This is a genomic window from Nocardioides sp. AE5 (genome assembly GCF_031844485.1).
GTDB lineage: Bacteria > Actinomycetota > Actinomycetes > Propionibacteriales > Nocardioidaceae > Nocardioides.
On sequence record NZ_JAUZVI010000014.1, the window covers coordinates 80,863 to 96,664 of the forward strand.

The 15,802-nt window shown below is 70.1% G+C and carries 17 protein-coding genes; 6 read left to right on the plus strand and 11 right to left on the minus strand.

Features of this window, described 5'->3' with window-relative positions; genetic code table 11:
- Window positions 1-88 precede the first annotated feature (88 nt).
- Window positions 89-1,048 (plus strand): acyl-CoA desaturase, encoded by a 960-nt coding sequence (locus tag Q9R27_RS17465; RefSeq protein ID WP_311253681.1) that lies wholly within the window; start codon window positions 89-91, stop codon window positions 1,046-1,048.
- Between the two features lie 207 nt (window positions 1,049-1,255).
- Window positions 1,256-1,852 carry a TetR/AcrR family transcriptional regulator gene (locus tag Q9R27_RS17470; RefSeq protein WP_397220057.1) on the plus strand — a complete coding sequence of 199 codons (597 nt, stop codon included), beginning with the start codon at window positions 1,256-1,258 and terminating at the stop codon, window positions 1,850-1,852.
- 24 nt (window positions 1,853-1,876) lie between these two features.
- On the opposite strand, the gene Q9R27_RS17475 is transcribed toward Q9R27_RS17470, so the two are convergent.
- A complete protein-coding gene (locus tag Q9R27_RS17475) occupies window positions 1,877-2,257 on the minus strand; it encodes a VOC family protein (protein WP_311253683.1) in 381 nt (126 codons plus the stop codon).
- Window positions 2,254-3,027, minus strand: a complete 774-nt coding sequence (locus Q9R27_RS17480) for a methyltransferase domain-containing protein (protein ID WP_311253684.1) — start codon at window positions 3,025-3,027, stop codon at window positions 2,254-2,256. Before Q9R27_RS17480 ends, Q9R27_RS17475 begins: the two co-directional genes overlap by 4 nt.
- Window positions 3,028-3,129: 102 nt before the next feature.
- On the opposite strand from Q9R27_RS17480, the gene Q9R27_RS17485 reads away from it, so the two are divergent.
- Together Q9R27_RS17485 and Q9R27_RS17490 are read left to right on the plus strand one after the other, a co-directional pair.
- Window positions 3,130-3,615, plus strand: coding sequence for a MarR family transcriptional regulator (locus Q9R27_RS17485; RefSeq protein WP_311253685.1), 486 nt, complete (start codon window positions 3,130-3,132; stop codon window positions 3,613-3,615).
- Between the two features lie 171 nt (window positions 3,616-3,786).
- Window positions 3,787-4,755: a type IV toxin-antitoxin system AbiEi family antitoxin gene (locus Q9R27_RS17490; RefSeq protein WP_311253686.1), complete on the plus strand. Its 969-nt coding sequence runs from the start codon at window positions 3,787-3,789 to the stop codon at window positions 4,753-4,755.
- A gap of 56 nt (window positions 4,756-4,811) precedes the next feature.
- Here the strand turns inward: Q9R27_RS17490 and Q9R27_RS17495 are convergent, their stop codons facing one another.
- From Q9R27_RS17495 to rsmI, 6 genes are all read right to left on the minus strand, one after another.
- Complete coding sequence (locus tag Q9R27_RS17495; RefSeq protein ID WP_311253687.1) at window positions 4,812-6,593, minus strand: ABC-F family ATP-binding cassette domain-containing protein; 1,782 nt, start codon at window positions 6,591-6,593, stop codon at window positions 4,812-4,814.
- A complete protein-coding gene (locus tag Q9R27_RS17500; RefSeq protein WP_311253688.1) occupies window positions 6,593-7,552 on the minus strand; it encodes a 4-(cytidine 5'-diphospho)-2-C-methyl-D-erythritol kinase in 960 nt (319 codons plus the stop codon). Before Q9R27_RS17500 ends, Q9R27_RS17495 begins: the two co-directional genes overlap by 1 nt.
- The gene (gene rsmA / locus Q9R27_RS17505; protein ID WP_311253689.1) at window positions 7,545-8,447 is read right to left on the minus strand and encodes a 16S rRNA (adenine(1518)-N(6)/adenine(1519)-N(6))-dimethyltransferase RsmA; all 903 of its coding nucleotides are present in this window, start codon (window positions 8,445-8,447) and stop codon (window positions 7,545-7,547) included. The genes Q9R27_RS17500 and rsmA overlap by 8 nt, the downstream gene beginning before the upstream one ends.
- Before the next feature lie 34 nt (window positions 8,448-8,481).
- Entirely contained in the window at window positions 8,482-9,612 is a 1,131-nt protein-coding gene (locus Q9R27_RS17510; RefSeq protein ID WP_311253690.1) for a transglycosylase family protein, read from the minus strand.
- Between the two features lie 309 nt (window positions 9,613-9,921).
- Window positions 9,922-10,809, minus strand: coding sequence for a TatD family hydrolase (locus Q9R27_RS17515; protein ID WP_311253691.1), 888 nt, complete (start codon window positions 10,807-10,809; stop codon window positions 9,922-9,924).
- A 154-nt stretch (window positions 10,810-10,963) separates the two neighbouring features.
- Window positions 10,964-11,809, minus strand: coding sequence for a 16S rRNA (cytidine(1402)-2'-O)-methyltransferase (gene rsmI / locus Q9R27_RS17520; RefSeq protein ID WP_397220045.1), 846 nt, complete (start codon window positions 11,807-11,809; stop codon window positions 10,964-10,966).
- A 48-nt stretch (window positions 11,810-11,857) separates the two neighbouring features.
- On the opposite strand from rsmI, the gene Q9R27_RS17525 reads away from it, so the two are divergent.
- On the plus strand, window positions 11,858-13,498 hold the full coding sequence (locus tag Q9R27_RS17525) for a phospholipid carrier-dependent glycosyltransferase (protein WP_311253692.1): 1,641 nt from the start codon (window positions 11,858-11,860) through the stop codon (window positions 13,496-13,498).
- 14 nt (window positions 13,499-13,512) lie between these two features.
- On the opposite strand, the gene Q9R27_RS17530 is transcribed toward Q9R27_RS17525, so the two are convergent.
- Window positions 13,513-13,719: a hypothetical protein gene (locus Q9R27_RS17530; protein ID WP_311253693.1), complete on the minus strand. Its 207-nt coding sequence runs from the start codon at window positions 13,717-13,719 to the stop codon at window positions 13,513-13,515.
- A gap of 139 nt (window positions 13,720-13,858) precedes the next feature.
- Window positions 13,859-14,356: a GNAT family protein gene (locus Q9R27_RS17535; RefSeq protein WP_311253694.1), complete on the minus strand. Its 498-nt coding sequence runs from the start codon at window positions 14,354-14,356 to the stop codon at window positions 13,859-13,861.
- Between the two features lie 129 nt (window positions 14,357-14,485).
- On the opposite strand from Q9R27_RS17535, the gene Q9R27_RS17540 reads away from it, so the two are divergent.
- Window positions 14,486-14,911, plus strand: a complete 426-nt coding sequence (locus Q9R27_RS17540) for a hypothetical protein (protein WP_311253695.1) — start codon at window positions 14,486-14,488, stop codon at window positions 14,909-14,911.
- Between the two features lie 27 nt (window positions 14,912-14,938).
- Here Q9R27_RS17540 and Q9R27_RS17545 read toward each other — a convergent pair whose 3' ends face one another.
- Entirely contained in the window at window positions 14,939-15,784 is an 846-nt protein-coding gene (locus Q9R27_RS17545) for an alpha/beta hydrolase (RefSeq protein WP_311253696.1), read from the minus strand.
- Between the last annotated feature and the right edge of the window lie 18 nt (window positions 15,785-15,802).

Sequence of the window (15,802 nt, forward strand, 5' to 3'; positions counted from 1 at the left end):
GCGAGCCACACCGGGGCGCCAACCTACGGCACCGTAGGTTAGTTTTGTCCTGTTCGAACCGCACCTGCATGACACGTTGGGGAGCACCGTGGCAACAACCTCCGAAGCCGACACCGGGATCCCGGAGCGGGCAACCATGGGCAGCGACCAGCAGTCGCTGCTCGAGCAGGTCACCCTGGCCCTGTTCATCCTCGTCCCCTTCGCCGCCCTGGTCGCGGCGATCCCGGTCGCCTGGGGCGGCTGGCTCGGCTGGAGCGACGTGGTCATCGCCGTGGTGATGTATGCCATCGGCCTCTTCGGCATCACCGTCGGCTACCACCGCTATTTCACGCACAAGTCGTTCAAGCCCAACCGGGGCCTGAAGATCGCCCTGGCCATCGCCGGGTCGATGGCGATCCAGGGCCCCGTGGTCCGCTGGGTCGCCGACCACCGCAAGCACCACAAGTTCTCCGACCGCGACGGCGACCCGCACTCGCCGTGGAAGTACGGCACCTCGATCGGGGCCCTGGCCAAGGGCATGTTCCACGCCCACATGATGTGGCTCTTCGACGAGGAGCAGACCCCGCAGCGCAAGTACGCCCCCGACCTGATGAAGGATCCCGACGTGGTCCGGATCAGCCGGCTCTTCTGGCTCTGGACGCTGATCAGCCTGCTGCTCCCCGCCGCGCTGGGCGGCCTGGTCACCTGGTCCTGGCAGGGCGCGCTGACCGCCTTCTTCTGGGGCACCCTGGTCCGGGTGGCACTGCTGCACCACGTCACCTGGTCGATCAACTCGATCTGCCACACCATCGGCGAGCGCCCCTTCCTCTCGCGCGACAAGTCCTCCAACGTGTGGTGGCTGGCGATCCCGTCGGGCGGCGAGTCGTGGCACAACCTGCACCACGCCGACCCGACCTGCGCACGCCACGGCGTACTGCGCGGGCAACTGGACTCCTCCGCCCGGCTGATCTGGCTCTTCGAGAAGGCCGGCTGGGTCCACGACGTCCGCTGGCCGGTGGCCGAGCGCATTGACGCGAAGCTGAAGAGGAACCAGCTCACCCCCGCCTGACCCGCCGAGCCGGCACGAGTTGACGCCGTACGGCGCCGAACCGGCACGAGTTGACGCTTTCTCGCGCCGAGGCGGCGTCAACTGACGCCGCCTCGGCACACAGAGGCCCGCGCACCCCGCCCGCCGTACGACGCGCCGCGGCGGGCCTCGCATGGATGGCAGGATGGCCGGGTGAGCACCCCCCGCAAGAGCACGCCGCGCACCCGGATGACCGCTGCCGAGCGCCGTGAGCAACTCATCACCATCGCTCGCGAGCTCTTCGCCGATCGCGCCTTCGACGGCACCGCCATCGAGGAGGTCGCCCTGCAGGCGCAGGTCTCCAAGCCGGTCGTCTATGAGCACTTCGGCGGCAAGGAGGGCCTCTATGCGGTGGTGGTCGACCGCGAGGTCACCACGCTGCTGACGATGATGCGCGCCTCGCTCACCACGGGTACGTCGCGCCAGTTACTGGAGCAGGCCGCGATCACGCTGCTGGACTACATCGACACCCGGCCGGAGGGGTTCCGGATCCTGGTCCGCGACTCGCCGATGGGATCGCAGGGCGCCAGCTTCCAGTCGATCATCGGCGACGTGGCGACCCGGGTCGAGGGCATCCTGGTCGACCAGTTCCGCAAGCGCGGACTGGAGGCGAAGACTGCCCCGATGTATGCGCAGATGCTGGTCGGGATGGTCGGCACCACCGGGCAGTGGTGGCTCTCGGTGGGCCGCAAGCCGGCCAAGGACGTGGTCGCCGCGCACATCGTCAACCTGGCCTGGAACGGCCTCTCCGGTCTGGAACGGAAGCCGACGATCGACGCGCCCTGACGCCGGCTCGGCGTACGGCCCGTCTCAGGCGAGCAGCTCCACCCGGTTGCCGTGCGCGTCGCGGACGTGGCAGCGCTCGTGCCCGTCGAACGTGTGCCGCTCGCTCCAGTCCACCGCGAACCCGCCGTCGGCCAGGCGCCCAGCCGCGGCCTCGAGTTCGGCAACCGAGTCGAGCAGCAGGGCAGGGTGCGCCTTGCGTGCCGGGGTGAACGGTTCCTCGACGCCGACGTGCACCTCGGCGCTCACCGCACCGCCTGCGTCGTACCCACGGAACCAACAGCCACCGCGCGCGGCGAGTGCGGCCGGCTTGGGCACCTCCGCCATGCCGAGGCCCTCGCCCCAGAAGCGGCGCGCCGCATCCTCGCCGCCGGGCGGGCAGGAGACCTGGACGTGGTGCAGCCTCACTGCGCCTCCCCGCTCCGGTGGGCGACGGCGAAGACGCGGCGGAACGGGAGCAGCACACCGCCGCCGTCGTCGGGGTACGCCGCCCGCAACCGCGCCTTGAATTCCGCGACGAACTCCTCACGCAGCTCGTCCGGGAGCGCCTGGATGGTGGGGCGGGCGCCGGTGCCGCTGACCCAGTCGAAGACCGCGTCGGGTCCGTGGAGCACGTGCAGGTAGGTCGTCTCCCAGGCGTCGACGCGCATGCCCTGGCCGGCGAGCACCCGGTAGTAGTCGGCCGGGTCGTGGGCGGCGGGCACCGCGATGCCGGCCAGGTGCGCGGCGTACTGCGGCTCGGCGGCGAGCTCGGTGCAGATCGCGTGACTGGGCTCGACGAAGTTGCCGGGCACCTGGAAGGCGAGCCAGCCGCCGGGACGGACCCGGGTGGCGAGCCGGGGCAGCAGGTCGAGGTGCCCGTCCACCCACTGCAGGGTGGCATTCGACAGGAGGACGTCGACCGGTTCCGCATCGTCGAGCCAGGCGCGCAGGTCGGCGACGGCGAAGGTGACCCGCTCCGCGTCGGGGGCGGCGGCGATCATCTCGGGACTGGAGTCGACCCCGTGGATGCGGGCGCCGGGCCACCGCTCGGCCAGGGTCGCGGTCAGGTTGCCCGGGCCGCAGCCGAGGTCGACGACGGTGGTCGGGTCGACCGCATTGACGCGTGCGAGCAGGTCGAAGAACGGGCGGCCCCGCTCGTCGGCGTACGTGAGGTAGCGGCGTGGATCCCACTTCATCCCGGTCCTCCAAAGTGTCTTGATGTCAAGATAGTTCTGGACCAGCGTCCCGCGCTTCTATCTCGATGTCAAGATTCTTGATGAATCCGTTAGAGTGTCTCCATGCAGGACGAAGTGGACGAGTTGGTCGAAGCCTGGCAGCGCGAGCGCGCCGACCTCGACCTGTCCCCCGTCGAGGTGTTCAGCCGGATCAGCCGGCTCTCCAAATTGCTCGACCTCGCCCGCCGCCAGGCGTTCACCACCCACCAGATCGAGCCGTGGGAGTTCGACGTACTCGCCGCGCTGCGTCGCGCCGGAGAGCCCTACGAACTCTCACCGGGGCGCCTGATCCGCGAGACCCTGGTGACCAGCGGGACGATGACCAACCGCGTCGACCGGCTCGCCAACCGCGACCTCGTCGAGCGGCTGCCCGACCCCAACGACCGGCGCGGCGTCCTGGTCCGGCTCACCCCCGAGGGCAAGGAACGGGTCGATGCGGCGTTCGAGGAACTGCTCGACTCCGAGCGGGCCCTGCTGGCCGACCTCCCGGATCGGGATCGGACCCAGCTCGCCGCGCTGCTGCGCACCCTGATGTCACCGCTCTCCTGACACGAACGCTCAATCGTTGCGTCGCGAACGCTCACTCATTGATGCGCGAACGCTCAATCGTTGACGCGCGAAAGCTCACTCATTGACGTGGCGCCGACGCCCACCCGACCGAGTTATCCACAGGCCAGCAGATCGCTGTTTATCAGCCCCCACGGCGGCAAGCGTTCTTCCATGTTGATGCCACCTGATGAACCCTTCCACTGGTCCCAGCGCCACGACCTCGAGATCAGCGACTTCACCGTGCGTCGCTGGCTCCGCGATGGGCGGGTACGCCGCGTACTCACCGGGGTCTACTGCACTACGGAACTGCCCGACTCCCGCCACCTGCGCGCACAGTGCGCCGCCCTGGTGCTCGGCGACGGCATGGTGCTGTGTGACCGCTCCGCCGCCTGGCTGTGGGGCGTCGACGTGCACGCCCCCGACGAGCGCTTCACGATCACCGACCTGGAGGTCGCCGTACCTCCCGACCAGACGCCGCCCCGACGCGCCGGCGTGAAGGGAGTGCGCCGCGCCCTCAGGCCCGACGAGATCGTCACCCTCCACGGCGTACGGGTGACCACGCCGGCGCGGACCGCGATCGATCTGGCCTGCCGGCGCGGGAGGTGGCAGGCGTTGGCAACGCTGGACGGCTTCTGTCGCGAGTGCGGGCTGACTGCCCAGGAGTACGTCGCCCAACTCGGCCGCCACGGAGGGCGCCGGGGCGTGACCCAGGCCCGCGAACTGTCCACCCTGGCGACCGCCCTTGCGGAATCGGCAGGCGAATCGTGGCTGCGGGCCGCCATCATCGAATACGGCCTGCCGGCGCCCGAGCCGCAGGTCGACGTGACGGTCGATGGAATCCACGTGCGCCTCGACCTCGGCTACCGCCACCTGCGCATCGCCATTGAGTACGACGGCGAGGAGTTCCACGGCGACGACCGCCGCGAGTACGACGAGCAGCGGCGCGAGTGGCTGCGCAGCCTGGGTTGGCACGTGATCGTGGTCCGCAAGCACCAGCTCAAGGGCGCCGCAAGGCAGGCCTGGCTCGATGAGCTGGCGGAGGTCCATGCCGCGTTCCGCGCGCGGCAAGCAGCTCTATGCGCGGCGCCCCGAGGCCTGGGTCCGCGGCTGAACGGCCCCCACCACCACATCAACAATTGAGCTTTCGGACATCAAGAATTGAGCGTTCGCGACGCAACCAGTGAGCGTTCGTGGGTTCATTCCAGCGCTTCGGCGACCTCAAGCCACTCCAGTTCGAGTTCTTCCTTCTCGGCGTGCAGGGTGTCGAGTTCAGCGCCCAGTTCGGCCAGCCGGGTGTAGTCGGAGGCGTGCTCGGCAAGCTGCTCGTTGAGCCGTGCCTCCAGTTCGGCGATCTTCGCCAGCCGGCGGTCGATCCGCTCGATCGCCTTCTTCGCGGCGCGCTCCTCGGCACTGCCGGGCTTCGCCTTCGACGGCCCCTCGGCCACATCAACAATTGAGCTTTCGGACATCAACGAGTGAGCGTTCGTGGGGGTGGCGGCGCGGTGCTCCAGGTATTCGTCCACCCCGCGCGGGAGCATCGAGATCTGGCCGTCGCCCAGCAGCGCCCAGACCGTGTCGGTGACCCGCTCGAGGAAGTACCGGTCGTGGGAGACCACGATCAGGGTGCCGGGCCAGCCGTCGAGGAAGTCCTCCAGGACCGTCAGCGTGTCGATGTCCAGGTCGTTCGTGGGCTCGTCCAGGAGCAGCACGTTCGGCTCGAGCAGCAACAGCCGCAGCAACTGGAAGCGGCGCCGCTCGCCACCGGAGAGGTCGCCGATCCGGGCAGTGAGCCGGTCGCCGGTGAAGCCGAACCGTTCCAGCATCGAGGTCGCGGTGATCTCGCCGTCCGCGGTGCGGGTCACCCGGCGGATCGACTCCACCGAGGCCAGCACCCGCTCGGTCGGGTCGAGGTCGTCGAGGGCCTGGGTGAGGTGTTGCAGGGCAAGGGTGCGACCGTGCTTCACCTTGCCCGCCTGCGGTGGCAGCGTCCCAGCCAGCAGGGAGAGCACCGAGGTCTTCCCGGCCCCGTTGACCCCGACGATGCCGATCCGGTCACCGGGCCCGATCCGCCAGGTGGCGTGCGAGAGCAGTTGCCGCTCACCGCGGAACAGGTCCACGTCCTCGACGTCAATGACGTCCTTGCCGAGCCGCTGGGTCGCGAAGCGCTGCAACTCCATCCGGTCGCGCGGTGGCGGCACGTCGGCGATCAACTGGTTGGCCGCCTCGATGCGGAACTTCGGCTTCGACGTCCGCGCCGGAGCACCCCGGCGCAGCCAGGCCAGCTCTTTGCGGACCAGGTTCTGCCGGCGTACCTCGGAGGCCGCGGCCTGCCGCTGCCGCTCGGCGCGGGCCAGCACGAACGCCGCATAGCCGCCCTCGTAGGAGTCGACGACGCCGTCGTGCACCTCCCAGGTGAACTCGCAGACCGCATCCAGGAACCAGCGGTCGTGGGTGACCACCACCAGCGCCGAATCGAGGGAGGCCATGTGCCCGGCCAGCCACGCCACTGCCTCCACGTCGAGGTGGTTGGTCGGCTCGTCGAGGATGACCAGGTCGTGCTCGTCGAGCAGCAGCGCGGCCAGGGCGCAGCGGCGCCGCTCGCCGCCGGAGAGGCCGCTCACGGAGCGGTCCAGCGAGATCCCCGCCAGCAGTACGTCGACCACTTCGCGGGTGGTCGCATCCGCGGCCCACTCGTGGTCCTCCTTGCCGCGCAACACTGCCTCGCGCACGGTCTCGGTGTCGACGAGTTCGTCGCCCTGGTGCAGGTAACCGATCCGCAGCCCACGGGTGCGCGAGACCCGGCCCGCGTCGGGCTCCTCGATCCCGGTCATCACCTCGAGCAGGGTGGTCTTGCCGTCGCCGTTGCGCCCGACGATGCCGACCCGTTCCCCGCGCGAGATGCCCAGTGAGACGTCGGCGAGCAGCGGGCGTACGCCGTACGCCTTGGACACCTTCTCCAGGTTGACCAGGTTCGCCATCACTCCACCCTCCCGTCGGTCGTCGTGCCATCGAGGAGGGTGAGGCCCACCACCGTGGCGCCGGGCACCGGTCCGTGCGCGGTGAGCACCTTCGCCCCGGCCACACCACCGGCCAACCGGTCGGCCAGCTCCACCCGGTGCGCCATGTCGCGGGCCAGGAAGAGGCAGGTCGGCCCGGAGCCGGAAACCAGGCCGGCCAGCGCCCCCGCCTCCCGGCCCGCCCGGAGTACGTCGTCCAGCGCAGGTCGCAGCGAGAGCGCCGCCTCCTGCAGGTCGTTGCCGAGCACTCCGCCCAGCGCGGTCGAGGAGCCGGAGGCGAGCGCAGAGACGAGCGCGTCGGGGATCACCGGCTCAGGCACCTCGAGGCCGTCGTGGAGTGCGTCGAACTCGGCGTACACCGCCGGTGTGGAGAGGCCGTCCTCGAAGGTGAGCAGCACCCAGTGGTGCTCGCCGTTGTCGACCAGCGGAGCGATCACCTCGCCGCGGCCGAGTCCCGAGGCGGTGCCCCCGACCAGTCCGAACGGGACGTCCGAGCCGAGTTCGGCGGCGAGGCCGGCCAGGTCGTCGGTGGGCAGGCCCCACAGGTGCGCGCAGGCGAGCAGCGTGGCGGCGGCGTCCGCGGAGCCGCCGGCCAGGCCCCCGGCGACCGGGATGCCCTTGTCGAGATGGATCGCCACCGGCTTCTCGATGCCGTGCCGTTCGGCCAGCAAACGGGCCGCACGCAGGGCCAGGTTGGTCGGGCCGAGTGGCACCTGGTCCACCGCGATGCCGGGCTCGGCGCGGCAGGTCACCGCCCACTGGTCGGCCGGGACGACGGTGACGGTGGAGAAGAGCGCGATCGCCTGGTAAACCGTGGCCAGCGGGTGGAACCCGTCCTCGCGCACCCCGCCGACGCCCAGGTGCAGGTTGATCTTGGCGGGGGCCCGGACGACGACCTCCCGCGCGCGTGGCTCAGGCATCCGTTGCCTCCCCCGGGCGGTCGATCGCGGCCAGCTGTTCGGCGATCCGGGTGAACTCGACGATGCCGAGCACCTCCCCGCGCGCCATCGGGTCGACGCCGGCGGCCCGGAGCACCTGCGCGGCCGCCTCGGAGGAGCCAGCCAGCGGTCGCAGCGTGGCGCGCAGGGTCTTGCGCCGCTGCGCGAAGGCGGCATCGATGACGGCGAAGACCTGCTCCCGGGTGGCACTGGTGGCCGGCGGCTCGCGGCGGGTCCAGCCCACCAGGCCCGAGTCGACGTTGGGCGCCGGCCAGAACACGTTGCGCCCGATCGCACCGGCACGGCGTACGTCGGCGAACCAGGCGGCCTTGAGCGACGGGACCCCGTACACCCGGGAGCCAGGCGCTGCGGCGAGCCGGTCGGCGACCTCCGCCTGGACCATCACCAGGCCCCGCTCGAGCGTCGGCAACAGCGCCATCATGTGCAGCAGCACCGGCACCGAGACGTTGTAGGGAAGGTTCGCGACCAGCGCAGTCGGCTGCGGGTCGGGAAGGGCGTCGATCCGCAGCGCGTCGGCGTGCACGACGCGGAACGAGGCAGCCTGCCCGGGCGCGAAGTCGGCGATCGTGTCGGGCAGCGCACCCGCGAGCTTGTCGTCGATCTCGACGGCGACCACCCGGCGCGCCACCTCCAGCAACGCCAGCGTCAGCGAGCCGAGGCCGGGACCGATCTCGAGGACCACGTCATCGGCGCCGATGCCCGACTCGCGCACGATGCGCCGGCAGGTGTTGGCGTCGATGACGAAGTTCTGGCCCTTCTGCTTGGTGGGCCGGAGGTCGAGCCGATCGGCCAGTGAACGCACTTCCGCCGGGCCGAGGAGTCTCGGCCCGGCGGAAGCGGGATGTTCTGCAGGCATGGGGGTCAGCCTAGTCGTGGACCCCCTCGCGGGCTCAGCGCAGGCCGAGCTTGCGAGTGCAGGCGGGCCACTGGCCCCAGCCGGCACGCTGCTGGAGGATCTTGCCGCGCTTGATCTGCTCCTCGCGAGAGTGCTGGTGCGGGAGACCGGTGCCGCCGACCGAGCGCCAGGTGGAGGCGCTGAACTGCAGGCCGCCGTAGTAGCCGTTGCCGGTGTTGATGGCCCAGTTGCCGCCCGACTCGCACTTGGCGAGCTGGTCCCACACGGTGTCACCGCCGGAATAGTCCGCCTTGGGGGCGGGCTTGGCCTTGGTGCCGACCCGGACGACCGCGTCGACCGGCTGCTTGGTCACCTTGGCGTTGACCACGGTGGTCTCGTGGAGCTCACCGTTGCGGTATTCGCGCTTGTAGGTGACGTCGCGGGTGCCGTTGACGCCGGCCTTCTCGGTCCTGGACTCGCCCTTGTAGAGGGAGGAGTCGTTCTTCTTGGTGGTGCCGTGCTTGACGGTCTCACCGGTGACCGACTCGGTCTTGAAGGTGACCCGGGTGACGGTGATCTTGGTGCCGTCGGTGACCTCGTCGGTCAGTTTCGGGGAGACGAGGTCGTCCTCGCCGACGGTGACGCCGAGCTTCTCCAGCACGTCGGCGACCGTGGTGCCGGCGACGGGACGCTCGACGGTGTCATTGGTGCCGACGGTGACGGTGACGTCCTTGGGCGTGGTGACCTCCAGGGTCATCCCGCCGCGCTCGATGGTGGCGCCACGGCTGGCAGAGAGGTCTGCCCCGCGATAGCCCTGGCCGATCTCGGCCAGCGCCTGCTCGATGGTGGTGGAGTTGACCCAGTGCGTCTCGGTCTCGCCGTCGACGGTGAGGGTCAGTTCGCGTCCGAAGCGGACGGAGATCCGGGTGCCATCGGTGACTTCCTCATCGAGGCCGGGAGCGACGATGTCGTGCTCACCGACCTGGATGTCCTCGTCGGCCAGGACGTCGGCCACCGTGTCCCCGGAGGACTTGATGGTCTTGGTCTCGCCGTCGAGGGAGAGAGTGATTTCGTTGCCGAGCTGTGCATAGCCGTAGGTGGTGCCCACGAGTGCCAGTGCCACTGCGGCGACCAGGGCCACGAGGACGGCCCTGCTCTTGGTGAGGAGTGCGATTGAATTGCGCACAGTTCTCCAGACTTCGTACGTCCCGGTTCTCGGTTGGACCAGCGCGTCCGCACGACTCCGGGCTGCGTGTGGCAGCCCGTCACCGGGCGGGGGAAGGAGTCGACCGCCGTTGTGGGCGGCCGTTGCACTGGTCGCGATCGTCCCGATCCCGGCCAACAGGGATCGACTCTAAGCGGGGTTTTCAAGCCCGGCCAAGTCCCGGACGCCCGTTTTGGACCCATTGTGATGGGTCTCATGCATGCCCGAAGTGGAGGAATCCGGGCCGATTCTGGCCCCTTTTCGCAGGTCAGGTGGGGAATGAGCGCGCGCTCACCACGCGCCGTACAGGTGGGTGGTGTTCTCGTCCACGCGGGCACACAATTCGGCCAGTTCCACCCCACGGACGTCAGCCATCACCCGCATCGTGGTCGGCACCAGGTACGACGCATTGGGGCGCCCGCGGTGCGGCGAGGGCGTGAGGAAGGGCGCGTCGGTCTCGACAAGGATCCGGTCCAGCGGCGTGATCGCCAGCGCCTCGCGCAGCGGTGCGGCGTTCTTGAAGGTGACGGTGCCGGCGAAGCTGAGGTGGGCGCCGGCCGCCAGGCAGCGGCGGGCGAACTCCGCGTCGCCGGAGAAGCAGTGCATCACCCACCGGTCCGGGAAACCCTCCTCGGCGAGGATCCGCAGTACGTCGTCGTGGGCATCGCGGTCGTGGATCATCAGGGTCTTGCCGAGTCGCTTGGCGATCTCGATGTGGGCACGGAACGACCCCTGCTGGGCGGCGCGCCCCTCCTCGCCGGTGCGGAAGTGGTCCAGCCCGGTCTCCCCCACCGCGCGGACCCGGTCGTGGGTGGCAAGCTGCTCGATCTCGGCGAGCGCGGCGTCGAGTTCGCCGGTCGCGGCCAGGCGCGGCGCCTCGTTGGGGTGCAGCGCGACCGCGGCGACCAGTGCGTCGTACTCGTCGACGGCGCGCACCGACCAGCGCGCTGCGGGCAGGTCGCAGCCGACCTGGACGATCCGGGTGACCCCGACGGCGCGGGCCGCCTCGATCGCGGCTGCGGTGCCGAACTCCGCGTCGCCGTCCCCGATGTCGAGGTGGCAGTGGTTGTCGGCGACCGGGTGCGGCAGTGGTTCGGGGGCCGGCGGTCGGGTGGTGTCGCGGCGGCTGCCCGACTTCTCCTCGGTCGTGGCGCGCTGGCGGATCGGCTGCTCACTCACGCTGTCCACCCTAGGCCGTCATCGCCTGTGCCGACTTGCGCGGTGCTGTGGTTCCCACTTGGGCGGTGCTGTTGACGAAAACGCGCGTCACAGCACTACTCAAGCGACCAGGACCCCGCGTTACAGCGGGGAGGGCGGGTTCGTCTTGCACGGGTCAGGGGCGGTGGACCGCGTCGTACACCTCGCGCTTGGGGACCCCGGCCCGGCCAGCCACGTCGAGGATCGCGGCCTTGCGGGGCATCCCGGCCGCCTCCAGGGCGGCGACCTCGTCGCGCCACAACGCCGGGTCCGCGGGCAGTGCCGGGGCATCAGGCGCACCAGCGACCACAATCGTCACCTCGCCGCGGATCCCGTCGGCGGCCCAGGCTGCCAACTCCCCCAGCGGGCCACGGCGTACTTCCTCATGGGTCTTGGTCAGTTCCCGGCAGACCGCCGCAGGGCGCTCCGGGCCAAACGCGTCGACCATCGCCTCCAGCGCAGCCTGGGTGCGGTGCGGCGCCTCGAAGAAGACCATGGTGCGCTGCTCGTCGGCCACCGCGGCCAGCCTCCGCGACCGCTCCCCTGCCTTGCGGGGCAGGAATCCCTCGAAGCAGAACCGGTCCACCGGGAGCCCGGAGACGGCCAGGGCAGTGAGGACCGCGCTGGGCCCCGGCACGGCGGTGACCGGCACTCCGGCCTCGACCGCGGCCGCCACCAGCCGATAGCCCGGGTCCGAGACCGACGGCATCCCGGCATCGGTGACCAGCAGCACGCGCTCCCCGGCGAGCAGGGCATCGAGCAGGACCGGCGTACGTGCGGACTCGTTGCCCTCGAAGTAGGAGACCACCCGGCCGGACACGGTGGCGCCGAGGTCGGTGACCAGCCGCTTGAGGCGGCGGGTGTCCTCGGCGGCGACCACGTCGGCCGAGGAGAGCTCGGCGACCAGGCGCGGCGGGGCGTCGTCGACGCGGCCGATGGGAGTGCCGGCGAGGACCAGGGTGCCGTGGTTTGCGGGGCTCACCTTGCGCATCATGCCAGTGCGCCGACCACGCACGTACGATGTGGCACCGTGACCCCTCGACCCGACCCACGCCTGGCGGTGCTGCGTCGGGAAAGCCGCCTGGTCGGCTGGGGTGCCGCCCTCGCGGTCGGGGCGCTGGCGTTCTTCCTGCGGGTGTGGAAGCTCGGCAGGCCGCACGAGTTCTCCTTCGACGAGACCTACTACGCCAAGGACGCCTGGTCCCTGCTGCAGCACGGGTACGTCGTGAGGTACGTCGAGGACGCCAATGACAAGATCATCGGCGGGCAACTGGACGGGCTGTGGGACACCGACCGTCCCTCGATGATCGTCCACCCCGAGGTCGGCAAGTGGATGATCGCCGTCGGTGAGCACTTCTTCGGGATGGACCCGTTCGGCTGGCGGATCAGTGCCGCGGTGGTCGGCGCGCTGATGTGCGTGATCATGGTCCGCCTGGTCCGGCGGCTCACCGGGTCCACGATGTTCGGCGTCGTCGGCGGGCTGATGCTCTGCCTCGACGGGATGCATCTGGTCCTCTCCCGCCTCGGGCTGCTCGACATCTTCCTGGCGTTCTGGCTGCTGGCCGCCGTCGCGGCGCTGGTCGTCGATCGCGACTGGACCCGCGAGCGACTCCTGGTCCGCCTCGCCGACCGCGACCCGGGAGATGCCCGTGACCTGGTCCGGCGGCTCTGGTTCCGGCCCTGGCGACTGACGGCCGGGATCTGCTTCGGGCTCGCCATCGGCACCAAGTGGAGCGGCCTCTATGCACTGGCTGCGTTCGGGATCCTGGCCTGGGCCTGGGAGATGGGCGCCCGGCGTGCCATCGGGGCCCGGATCCCGATGATGCGCTCGGCGATCGTCGACGGCATCCCGGCGTTCGTCCACCTGGTCGTAGTCGCCGGGCTGGTCTACACGGCGTCGTGGACCGGCTGGCTGATCCACGCGGAGAAGTATGAGGAGGCCTTCTCCGCGTCGCAGTATGCGCGCTTCGTCTCGATGGATGCCAACTGCAACGCCACCACCGACGACCGGCTCCAGTGGTCGACGGCCACCGAGCCGGACGCCAGCGGCTTCGGCGAGTTCACCCAGTCACTGCGCTCGCTGATCCACTACCACCACGACGTGTACACGTTCCACACCAACTTCCTGAACTGCTCCGAGCACACCTATCAGTCCCAGCCCGAGGGTTGGCTGCTGATCAACCGCCCGGTCGGGGTGAACGTGGAGAACGACATCGCCCCCGGCGAGCAGGGGTGCACCGCCGCCGCGGACAGCACCTGCCTGCGCCAGGTGCTGCTGATCGGCACCCCGATCCTGTGGTGGGGCGGGGCGCTGGCGCTGATCTATGCCGGGTTCGCCTGGGTGGGTCGCCGCGACTGGCGCTTCGGCATCCCTGTCGTGGGGGCGCTGGCGATGTGGCTGCCATGGGAGTTCTCCGACCTGCGCCCGATCTTCAGCTTCTATGCCTCGGCCATCCTGCCCTTCACCGTGGTGGCGCTCTGCCTGGTGATGGGCCACATCCTCGGACCGGACCGGGGCCCCACGCTGCGGCGTACGGTCGGGACCATCGTGTGTGGATCGTTCGTGGTGCTGGTGCTCCTGAACTTCGCCTGGTTCTGGCCGATCTGGACCAACGAACTGCTGACTCGCTCCGAGTGGCTGGACCGGATGTGGTTCAGCCGCTGGATCTGAGCAGGAGCAGGCGATCAGCCGGTCTGCTTGGCTCGAATCTCTCGGTCGAGTTCGCTGCAGGTGCGGGTGGCTACACGGAACTTCATGAACAGTACGCCGAGGTCGTCGGCTACGAGGATGACAACTTCATCCAGGTCTCCTTGGTAGCGAATGAGGACGCGATGAATCCCAGCCTCCGCTGTTGCTTGCGTGGTTCCTGTGCCCCGGACGTCAACGACCACGTGGCGAGATTGCAAATCTCGAACGGGAACAGACGGAGCGACGCTGCGGATTGATCAGTCATGTCGTCAACGGTGAGGAGCACTGCCGACAATTCGCTCGCGGCGGACAGGTGCTCCGAGCCGTACGGAAAGGTTGCCTCTAGGCCGCCCATTCGGCGCGCAGGATGCTGAACAGGAAGCCGTCGTGGAAGGCGCCGTCGCGCCACTGGGCGCCGCGGATGATGTCCTCGGAGGTGAACCCGGCCCGGGCCAGCGCCCGCTGTTCGGCGACGTTCTCCACGTCGGTGTGCACCTCGACCCGGTTGGCCGTGGTGTGGCGGAAGTGCAGGTCCACCAGTTGCCGCTGCGTCTCGGTCCCGACGCCGCGGCCACGCGCTTCACGGCGCAGCCAGATCCCGATGATCGGGTTGCGCGAGGCTGCGTTGGGTCCCCACTGGGCGAAGACCCAACTGACCGTTCCGAGCACGGTCTCGCGTTCGTCGACGATGACCAGTCCGCCCGGTGTGTCCAGGCGGTGCTGCGGCACCTCGACCCGCTGGGCCGGGCCCCAGTCGTCGAAGGGCGAGTCGCCACCGGCCAGCAGGGCAGGTCCGCGGCGGTGAAGGGACGCAGGGTGATCGCCATGGGCCGAGACCATGCCGGTCGTGCCGGCGTACTCGAATGGACCGGTGCATGTGCACCCGATCGGCCCTGGAATCCGCTGTCCCGGGGCCGATCGGGTGCATCTGCGCGCGAACCTACCGGCAGCACGGTCTAACCTGCCCCCATGACCACCGGACTCGCCACCGCTGTCGCGCTCACGTTCGTCTGGCTGGGCATGGTCCTGGCCATATCGTTCCTCGAGGCGCCGCTGAAGTTCCGCGCGCCGGGGATCACCATTCCCCTGGGGCTCGGCATCGGGCGGCTCGTCTTCCGCGCCCTCAACATCGTCGAACTGCTGCTGGCCGCCGGCATCATCGTGGCGCTGCTGCTGGCCGATGCCGCGACCGATGCCTGGCTGGCCTCCGGGGCAACGATCCTGGTCCTGCTGGTCCAGGTCGCCGTGGTCCGCCCGGCGCTGACCCGGCGTACGAACCTGGTGCTGGCCGGGGAGGACGCACCCGGGTCGAAGGGCCACCTGGCCTACATCGGGCTCGAGGTGGTCAAGGCCGTCGGACTCGTCGTCACCGGGATCGTGCTGCTCGGCGCCTGAGCCACGACTCCGAGCCCGGAACGCCGATCAGGCGACGCTCTCCTGGCCTCCCGGGGCGACGCTGGCGCTGCTGGCGCTGCTGGCGCTGCGGGCGACGGTCTCGTTGATGATGTCGACGATGGTGCCCGCGGCGTCCATCATCGGCACGTGGCCAGCGCCAACGAGCGCCACGTGGTGTGCCTCGGGCAGCCGCTTGCGCGCGGTGCGGGCCTGCCGGTAGGGCAACAGCCGGTCCTTGGTGCCCCAGGCGATCGTGGTCGGCACCGGGACGTCGGCGTCGAAGACGTAGGTGATCCCGGAGCGGGCGGTCTGGGTGAATCCGCGGGCATGCTTCAGCGCCAGCGAGTCGCCATACGTCGCCTCCGCGGTGGCCCGCTCGGGGTGCGCATAGAGCATCGAGCCGATCAGCCGGCGTCCCACCTCGTGGCCGGCGATCACCTCGAGCACGCGCTCCGGGGTGACCTGGGCCAGCAGCCGCATCAGTCCGAGCGGGATCAGCGCCTGGAACCGGTCCACCGGGCCGAAGAAGCCAGCCGGGCTGAGCGCGGTCACCGAGGAGACCAGGCCGCGGGCACCCAGTTCGAGCGCGATCGCGCCGCCCAGGGAGTTGCCCACCACGTGCGGCTTCTCGATCCCCCATGCCGCGAAGTTGGCGGCCAGGTCGGCGCAGGCGTTCTCCATGTTGTACGCCGTGCCCTTGGGGTAGGGCGCGGATTCGCCGAAGCCGGCCAGGTCCGGGGCGATCACGTCGTGCGTGCGGGCCAGGCGGTCGAAGACCGGTGCCCAAGCGGCGCGGCGGTGGCCGATCCCGTGGAGCAGGACGATCGGTGCACCGGAACCGGCGCGGTCGTGGACGAGTTCGATGTGGGGCACAACATCTCCTGACTTATG

Bases quoted from the DNA above. Each gene is read 5' to 3' on its own strand.
- Q9R27_RS17490 (WP_311253686.1), top strand. From the start codon at position 3,787: ATGTTGATGCCACCTGATGAACCCTTCCACTGGTCCCAGCGCCACGAC.
- Q9R27_RS17540 (WP_311253695.1), top strand. From the start codon at position 14,486: ATGACCACCGGACTCGCCACCGCTGTCGCGCTCACGTTCGTCTGGCTG.
- Q9R27_RS17535 (WP_311253694.1), bottom strand. From the start codon at position 14,356: ATGGTCTCGGCCCATGGCGATCACCCTGCGTCCCTTCACCGCCGCGGA.
- Q9R27_RS17470 (WP_397220057.1), top strand. From the start codon at position 1,256: ATGACCGCTGCCGAGCGCCGTGAGCAACTCATCACCATCGCTCGCGAG.
- Q9R27_RS17480 (WP_311253684.1), bottom strand. From the start codon at position 3,027: ATGAAGTGGGATCCACGCCGCTACCTCACGTACGCCGACGAGCGGGGC.
- rsmA (WP_311253689.1), bottom strand. From the start codon at position 8,447: ATGCCTGCAGAACATCCCGCTTCCGCCGGGCCGAGACTCCTCGGCCCG.
- Q9R27_RS17500 (WP_311253688.1), bottom strand. From the start codon at position 7,552: ATGCCTGAGCCACGCGCGCGGGAGGTCGTCGTCCGGGCCCCCGCCAAG.
- Q9R27_RS17485 (WP_311253685.1), top strand. From the start codon at position 3,130: ATGCAGGACGAAGTGGACGAGTTGGTCGAAGCCTGGCAGCGCGAGCGC.
- Q9R27_RS17495 (WP_311253687.1), bottom strand. From the start codon at position 6,593: ATGGCGAACCTGGTCAACCTGGAGAAGGTGTCCAAGGCGTACGGCGTA.